This window comes from Terrisporobacter othiniensis (assembly GCF_000808015.1).
In the GTDB taxonomy this organism is placed as follows: domain Bacteria; phylum Bacillota; class Clostridia; order Peptostreptococcales; family Peptostreptococcaceae; genus Terrisporobacter; species Terrisporobacter muris.
In genome coordinates this window covers 1-8,761 of the sequence record NZ_JWHR01000094.1, presented here as the reverse complement: position 1 = coordinate 8,761, position 8,761 = coordinate 1, and the positions used below count along the sequence as shown (strand labels likewise).

General features: G+C 28.1%; 7 protein-coding genes. 5 read left to right on the top strand and 2 right to left on the bottom strand.

Translation table 11 applies throughout. The annotated features are described in order from the left end of the window. Positions 1-156: 156 nt before the first annotated feature. Positions 157-474 (bottom strand): winged helix-turn-helix transcriptional regulator, encoded by a 318-nt coding sequence (locus QX51_RS10415; RefSeq protein WP_039679858.1) that lies wholly within the window; start codon positions 472-474, stop codon positions 157-159. Between the two features lie 150 nt (positions 475-624). Then, entirely contained in the window at positions 625-1,305 is a 681-nt protein-coding gene (locus QX51_RS10410; protein ID WP_039679857.1) for a FadR/GntR family transcriptional regulator, read from the bottom strand. Between the two features lie 244 nt (positions 1,306-1,549). Here QX51_RS10410 and ilvD point away from each other — a divergent pair, with 244 nt between their 5' ends. From ilvD to QX51_RS10385, 5 genes are all read left to right on the top strand, one after another. Next, positions 1,550-3,211, top strand: coding sequence for a dihydroxy-acid dehydratase (gene ilvD / locus QX51_RS10405; protein ID WP_039679856.1), 1,662 nt, complete (start codon positions 1,550-1,552; stop codon positions 3,209-3,211). A 163-nt stretch (positions 3,212-3,374) separates the two neighbouring features. Then, a complete protein-coding gene (locus tag QX51_RS10400; protein ID WP_039679855.1) occupies positions 3,375-4,352 on the top strand; it encodes a bile acid:sodium symporter family protein in 978 nt (325 codons plus the stop codon). A gap of 162 nt (positions 4,353-4,514) precedes the next feature. After that, positions 4,515-5,135, top strand: a complete 621-nt coding sequence (locus QX51_RS10395; RefSeq protein WP_039679854.1) for a DUF4397 domain-containing protein — start codon at positions 4,515-4,517, stop codon at positions 5,133-5,135. A 274-nt stretch (positions 5,136-5,409) separates the two neighbouring features. Beyond that, on the top strand, positions 5,410-6,831 hold the full coding sequence (locus QX51_RS10390; RefSeq protein WP_039679853.1) for an alanine/glycine:cation symporter family protein: 1,422 nt from the start codon (positions 5,410-5,412) through the stop codon (positions 6,829-6,831). A 564-nt stretch (positions 6,832-7,395) separates the two neighbouring features. Then, positions 7,396-8,761, top strand: a 1,366-nt coding sequence (locus tag QX51_RS10385; protein WP_039679852.1) for an EAL domain-containing protein, incomplete at its 3' end; no start/stop codon positions are given.

The window sequence follows — 8,761 nt, the reverse complement described above, 5'->3', positions numbered from 1 at the left end:
ATATAATACTTACTAAAAGGTAACTAATAAATAAGTTTTGAAATTTTAGAGGTAATATACTAAAATATGAAGTTTATATAAAATAATAAATGCCAAGTAATTTTACTTGGCATTTATTATTTTATATATTTTAAATACATCATTTGTAAAAAAATCCTATACAGCTATACTATCAACATCAACGTAGTTACGTAGTGATCTTACACATTCCCAACCTTTTATAGTTAAGAAGTATTTTATTTCAGTAGGATATGCATAATTTACGCTTTTATAAATCAAACCTATTCCTTCAAGCTGATGTAACTTTAGTGTCATTATATCGTAACTAACACCGTTCATTAATTTTTGAAGCTTAAAAAGAGTTTTTCCTCCAGATTGTAAATTGCACATTATAACAGTTTTACATTCGCATTTAATTGGATCAAATCCTATAACATGTTTACAAACTTTATTTTCACAATTTTCATTTTTCAAAGTAATCACCTTTCCTTTTAAAATATTCTTAGTTTATTTAACTATATCAGTAATAAACTTTATTTATTACTATAAATATAGTATATACAAAAATAGTTAGAAAAGCTACTAAGTTTTCAGAAAATTTCGAAAAATAATTTATTAACAAATTTAGCTTCTTTGTATGCCAAACACGGACATGGCATTTATAATATGTAACTCCATGGCAACCTTAGCGCCTTCAGCATTTCTATCTTTTATAAAGTCCATAATCATTTTATGGTCTCTTAGAGTTAATTCATTTATTTTATCAAACTCTTTAGATAAATAAACCCCCTTATTAATGGCTTCATTTATTATAGGCATTAAATCTTTTATAAAGGAATTATGGCTGGCTTTGGCAATAGCATTGTGGAAATATTGTTCATCTTCATTTCTATCTTCCTTATTTAAAATTTTTTCTTCTACTCTTTGACCATAATACAAGATGTTTTCCATATCTTTTTCAGTGGCTCTTTGAGTGGCATAATAAACAGCCATAGGTTCTATTATAAGTCTAAGTTCGAGTAAGTCTTTTAAATCAGAAACAGTATTACTAAGTTTACCAAGGTCATGATTATCTAGGGTATTATTAATAACATAAGTCCCCCTACCACGTTTTATTTCAAGAATATTTTCTGTTACAAGGATTCTAATAGCTTCTCTTAATGTAGTTCTACTAACGTTTAATTCTTCTGATAATAAATTTTCATTGGGTAGTTTATCTCCAATTTTATATTCTTTTTTTACTATTATTTTTTCTTTTAAATCATCAGCAATTTGTAAAGATAGTGAAGGTTCTTTTCTTTTCATATAATCCTCCTAGAAATTTATTAATTATACATAAAATGATTCTCATAATGTTTTAATTAACAGAACTATAAATTTAAATATTCTGAAAATTATAATTGACATTATACATATGTAGCACTAATATTATGTTATACAACTATCAAAGATGTCTAACAACTATTTGATAATAGTATTATAACACATTTTAATACAAAAATAATTATCTGAAAACTGAGAATATATAAATTATAGGGGGGGAAATAACATGAAAAGTGATAATGTGAGAAAAGGAATGCAGCAAGGACCACATCGTTCTTTATTTAATGCACTGGGTCATACAGAAGAGGAAATGAATAAACCACTAGTTGGTATAGTAAGTTCTTACAATGAAATAGTACCAGGGCATATGAATCTGGATAAAATAGTTGATGCAGTGAAACTTGGAGTTGCTATGGCAGGTGGAACACCTGTAGTATTTCCAGCTATAGCAGTTTGTGATGGAATAGCAATGGGACATGAAGGGATGAAATATTCCTTAGCAACTAGAGAGCTTATAGCAGATTCAACAGAATCTATGGCGCTTGCTCATCAACTAGATGCACTAGTTATGGTGCCAAACTGTGACAAAAATGTACCTGGACTTTTAATGGCAGCTGCAAGGGTAAATGTGCCTACAGTATTTGTAAGTGGAGGACCAATGCTTGCCGGCCGTGTTAAAGGAGAAAAGAGAAGTTTATCTTCAATGTTTGAAGCAATAGGAGCTTTTGCTGCAGGAAATATGACTGAAGAAGAAGTTACAGAATTTGAAAATAAAGTTTGTCCAACATGTGGATCTTGCTCTGGAATGTATACAGCAAACTCTATGAATTGTTTAACAGAAGCAATTGGTATGGGATTAAAAGGAAATGGTACTATACCAGCAGTTTATTCAGAAAGAATAAAACTTGCAAAGCATGCAGGAATGAAAGTTATGGAGTTATATGAAAAAAATATAAGACCAAAAGATATATTAACTGAAAAAGCATTTATGAATGCATTAACAGTAGATATGGCACTGGGTTGTTCTACTAACTCTATGCTTCATTTACCAGCAATAGCTCATGAGGCAGGAGTAAAATTAACACTAGATTTGGCTAATGAGGTAAGTGCTAAAACTCCAAACCTTTGTCATTTAGCACCAGCAGGATATACATATATGGAAGATTTAAATGAAGCTGGTGGAGTATATGCAGTAATGAATGAACTTGATAAAAAAGGATTATTATATACAGACATAATAACTGTAACAGGTAAAACTGTAGGGGAAAATATAGCAGGGTGTGTAAATAAAGATAAAGAAACTATAAGAACAATAGAAAATCCTTATAGTGAAACTGGAGGACTTGCTGCACTTAAGGGAAACCTTGCACCAAATGGTTCTATAGTAAAAAGATCAGCAGTTTGTGATGAAATGCTGGTACACGAAGGACCAGCAAGAGTGTTCGACTGTGAAGAAGATGCTATAGATGCAATAAAAGGTGGGAAAATAGTAGCTGGAGATGTGGTTGTGATAAGATACGAAGGTCCAAAAGGGGGACCTGGAATGAGAGAAATGTTAAATCCAACCTCAGCCATAGCAGGAATGGGTCTAGGAGAAAGTGTGGCGCTTATAACAGATGGACGTTTCTCAGGAGCATCTAGAGGTGCATCCATAGGACATGTTTCACCTGAAGCAGCAGTTGGAGGTCCTATAGCTTTAGTAAAAGAAGGAGATTTAATAAAAATAAATATAAATGAAAAAACTCTTAATATGGAAGTATCAGATGAAGAATTAGAGCAAAGAAGAAAAGCATGGACTCCTAGAGAGCCTAAAATAACTACTGGATACCTAGGAAGATACAGCAAAATGGTTACTTCTGGTGATAGAGGAGCAGTTTTAGAACTCTAATATAAAGAAGTTAAATAATGTTAATTATTTAAAATAAAAAATTCACTCTAGGCAATGACATTGCTTAAAAATTCTTTAGTCATATGTTGTAAAAGATTTCATGTGACTAAGAAGTCATACTTTGCTTATTAGAGAAGTTAAAAATTAAAAAGGGGGAAAGATAATGGAAACATTAGAAAAAGTAAGTAAATTTGTTGGGAAGTATATGGCAATTATTGTACTTATAGTAGCAGCAGTAGCTTTATTTGTACCCACGTCTCTTAACTGGATACAAACATCTTGGATAAATTACTTATTAATGATAGTAATGTTTGGAATGGGTCTTACTATAAAACCTGGTGATTTTGCCATAGTCTTTAAAAGACCAAAAGAAGTAATAATAGGTTGTATAGCGCAATTTACTGTTATGCCTTTGCTTGCGTTTGCACTTGGTAAAGGATTTGGATTGGAGGATGCATTATTAGTTGGTCTAGTACTTGTGGGAACTTGTCCAGGAGGTACATCATCAAATGTTATGAGTTATTTAGCAAAAGCAGATGTGGCATTATCAGTAGGAATGACTACAGTATCAACGCTAATAGCACCAATATTAACTCCAGCAATAACTTATTTACTATTAAAAGCTACAGTGGAAATAGATGCTTTTGGAATGTTTTTATCTATAATAAAAGTAGTAATTATACCAATAGGTTTGGGACTTATAATTAATAAACTATTCTCAGAAGCAACAGAGAAAATATCAAAAATATTACCTTTAGTATCTGTAATAGCCATAGTTTTAATAGTTGCATCAGTAGTTTCAGCAAACTCAGATAAAATATTAACTACAGGTGCAATAGTATTTGTCGTGGTAATACTTCATAACTGTGGAGGATATGCCTGTGGATATGGAATAGCAAAAGTACTTGGACTACCTTTGGTTAAGAGAAAAACTATTGCTATAGAAGTAGGTATGCAAAACTCAGGTCTGGCATCAGGTCTTGCAACTACAGCATTTCCTAACTTAGCAATGGCAACAGTACCAGGTGCTATATTTAGTGTGTGGCATAACATATCAGGAGCAATAATAGCAAATATATTTTCCAACATGACTGAAAAAGATAAAGTAGAAAAGTGTGGTAAGGAAATACAACAAAATTAATAATAGTAAAAATGTAAAAAGGGATTCAAAATAAATATTTATTTTGAATCCCTTTTTATATGTAAGAACTACACAATAAACTCATGTTTATAAACATAAAGTATCAAGAAAATATTTTTAGCATATTATAATATAAAATTCAAACAAAGGGGGTTGGGAGATTTGGAATGTTTTAAAATAGAAAAGGGAAAATCTCTAGTTAGGGTATTTAATGCACTACCAAGTGGTGAGGCTATTGATGTATATATTGGAGGCGTTCCATTTTTTAAAGATGTAAAATATAAAGAATTTACTCCGTATATTTATTTAATAAAGGATATTCATAAAATAGATGTATATAAAAGTGGAACGATGGAAGTTTTAATTAGGGCTTCTCTTCCATTACCAAAGGATCAGGTATTTACTATGTCTACAACTGGAAATTCAGGAGAAGAAAGTATGATATTTGTTGAAGAGTCTCTTGATTATATACCATCAAAAGAAAAGGCTATTGCTAGAACTATAAATATAGCACCAAACTTAGGAAGTGTTAATTTATTATATAATAATAATCCTGGTGTTAATAATATTACGTATAGAGATCAAACACCTTATGTATACTTACCAGCAGGACAATATAAAATATCACTGGAGGATAGTACAACGGGAAATGAAATAATTAGTCAAAATTTTGAATTTAAAATTAATCGTATATATAGTATGTATATAATTCAAAAAAATGATACTGATTTTGAAATGGTTCAATCTGTAGATGGTAATACTTATGTATGTAGAGAAAATTAAATAAATATGTTTAAAAGGGTATTTTGAAATGAATCTTGCAAATTATTTCAAAATATCTTCTTTTTTGAATGAAAAAATTGCAAGGAAAATGGTTTCTTGAATCTTTTATAAAATAAATTGCAATTTAATGATAAAATTATGCAAAATTATGTTGTATTTTAGGAAAATATATCATATAATTAGTTTAAATGAATGACAGACGCATATAAAAATCATTTTTCACATTAATTAAACAAAAAATAAAAATATACATATTATTGGAGGAGGAAATACAATGGAATTATTAAATAATTTAGTAGGAATTGTAAACGAACTTTTATGGTCTAAAGTACTTATAATAATGTTAATTACATTAGGACTTTATTTTACTTTTAGGACGAAGTTTGTACAGTTTAGATTTTTCGGTGAAATGTTCAGACTTTTAGGAGACGGAGCAAAGGGAGAGAAAAAAGAGGGAGCTGTTTCATCATTCCAAGCTTTCTGTATATCGACTGCATCTCGTGTAGGAACAGGAAATATAGCAGGTATCGCAATGGCAGTTGTTGCTGGAGGACCTGGTTCAGTATTTTGGATGTGGCTTATAGCACTTATTGGTTCGGCATCAAGTTTTGTTGAATCTACACTAGCACAAATATTCAAGATAAAAGATGGTGAAGGATTTAGAGGAGGACCTGCATATTATATGGAGCAAGGTCTTAAAAGTAAAGGTATGGGAGTAGCATTCTCAATACTTATAACAATATGTTTCGGGTTTATATTCAATGCAGTTCAATCAAATACAATAACAGCAGCATTTAATAATGCTTTTGGTATGAATAGATTAGTTATAGGTTTAATACTTGCTGCATTAACAGGAGTAATAATATTCGGTGGTGTACATAGAGTTGCAAAGGTATCTGAAATAATAGTACCAATATTTGCAGTATTATATATACTAGTTTCTTTATTTGTTGTAGTAATAAACATAGGAGAAATACCAGGAATAATAAAGGCAATATTTGAAAGTGCTTTTGGGCTTAGAGAAATGGCTGTAGGTTCAATGAGTGGTATGATATTAGTTGGTATAAAAAGAGGATTATTTTCAAATGAAGCAGGTATGGGGTCAGCTCCAAATGCTGCTGCAACTGCAGACGTAACTCATCCAGTTAAACAAGGTTTAATACAAACATTAGGTGTATTTACAGATACAATAGTAATTTGTTCATGTACAGCATTTATGATACTTTTATACTCTGACTATGCAACTGCTGGTTTAGAGGGAATAGAATTAACACAAGCTGCACTTTCATCTCAAATAGGACCAATAGGAAATGTATTTATAGCGATTTGTATATTATTATTTGCTTTCAGTTCAATAGTTGGAAACTACTACTATGGAGAATCTAACATAGAGTTTATGAGTAAAAATAAAACTATATTAAATGTATTTAGAGCAATGGTTGTTGGTATGGTACTATTTGGATCTGTTGCAAAAGTACAATTAGTATGGGATTTAGCAGACGTATTTATGGGAATCATGGCAGTAATAAACTTAGTTGCTATAGCTCTACTTGGTAAATATGCATTTATAGCTTTAAAAGATTATTCAGATCAAAAGAATGCTGGAATAAAAGAACCTGTATTTGATGCTTCAAATATAGCAGGATTAGAGAATGTAGAGTGCTGGAAAGAAGAAAGAGAAGAAAAAGTAGTTTAAATAAATATTAGATAATTAAAATATTCCCAATAGTATATTTACAATATACTATTGGGGATATTTTTTATTTGTAAATATAATTTATCATTTACATAACTTTTTTTGTTAATATATTACTATAGTTTTTATACTTTATTCCATAATTTTATATATTTCTACAAATTTAATTTATACTCACAATGAAAATCAATACACATTATAGTCTAGTATGAATAAAAATCTAAAAAATATCACGCTAGATTCAAATTAATAAAATTTGATAGAATGAAAGGAGATTGTTATTATTTGAGATATAATTCTTAAAAATAATAACAATTTGTAAAGCATGAAGAATTAACCTTAGAAACCATCTAGTTAAGTGAAGAAATATTAAAAATTAACTAGAGGGTCTTTTTAATTGTAAGAAAATTATTATATTTTTTAATGAATTAAATTATATAAGGACTTGTAATTTTGGGGTGTGTGAGATATTATAATATTTGACATATTTTTACAATATATGACATTGTTTTAATATTATATAAATATGAAATGAAAATTTATTAAATCTTTGGGGGATATAATATGAATACAAATAAAAAAATTATAGCTATTTTATTTACATGTTTATTAGTGATTTTCTCAAATATAGAGATATTTTCACTTGAAAAAGATAAGAATATTAAAGTGGGTTTATATTCATATGCTCCATATTATTATAAAGACAAGAATAACAATATTACTGGGTATTATCATGAATTTTTAGATATTTTATGTAAAGATGCAAATATAACATATGAATATGTAAATGTTGATATTGATAGTGGCTTAGAAAAATTAAAAAGTAAGGAAATAGATATATTATTAGGATTACATTATAGTGAAGAAAGATTTAAAGAACTGATTTATTCAGAAAATTATATATCCTTAGATAATAAAAAAATGTATATAAAAGATATGAATATTTCATATGGAAATCTAAAATATTTAAATGAAAAGAAACTTGCATATATTAAAGGAGATTTAGGTGATAGTTGGATAAGTAACGCACTTAAATCTAAAAATGTTAACATAGATTTAATAGGAGGAAAAAATCTTGATGAATGTATTAATATGTTTAAAAGGGGAGAAGTTGAGCTAATATCTTTACCACAAGGTAATAATTCATTGACAAATTATAATAAAATATTTAAATATTCAGCTGGTATGACTTATATAGTTGGAAATGAAAATAGTAGACATATAATAAAAAAATTTGATAAGGTTATAAATACTAAATACAAATCACAATATAACAATAAATTATTGAATTTATATAATAAGTATTTCAGAAAAGAAATTATAGCAATGCACTTGGCTATTTTATGTTGTATATTTTTATTAATTGCAATTATTTCGTATAAGATTATATATCCATTTGTTAAAAAGAGAGTAACTAGAAGAAAAGTAATATTAAATAAGAAAAATGATAATTTTATATTATATTATCAGCCAATAGTAAACTCTAATAATAATGAGGTAGTTGGATTTGAGAGTTTATTAAGACTTAAATATAAAAATAATAAAATATTACCTCCATCATGTTTTATTAAAGATATAAAAGTATCTGATATGTTTGTGGAAATGAATCTGTGGATTCTAGAAAGAGTAATTTACGATTATAAAGTGATAAGTAATTATAATTGTTATAAAAATAAAGATTTTTACATATCTATTAATTTATCATTTGAAGAATTGGAAAATGAATACTTTGTAAATAAAATAATAGAAATAGCAAATGAAAATAAAATTAAACCAGGAAGTATTTGTTTAGAAATTGTAGAAAAGATTGGTATTAAAGATTTAAAAAATATAAAAACTACAATAAAAAATTTAAAAAATAATGGATTTAAAATTGCTATAGATGATTTTGGTATAGAATATGCAAATTTAAATATATTAGAAATAATAG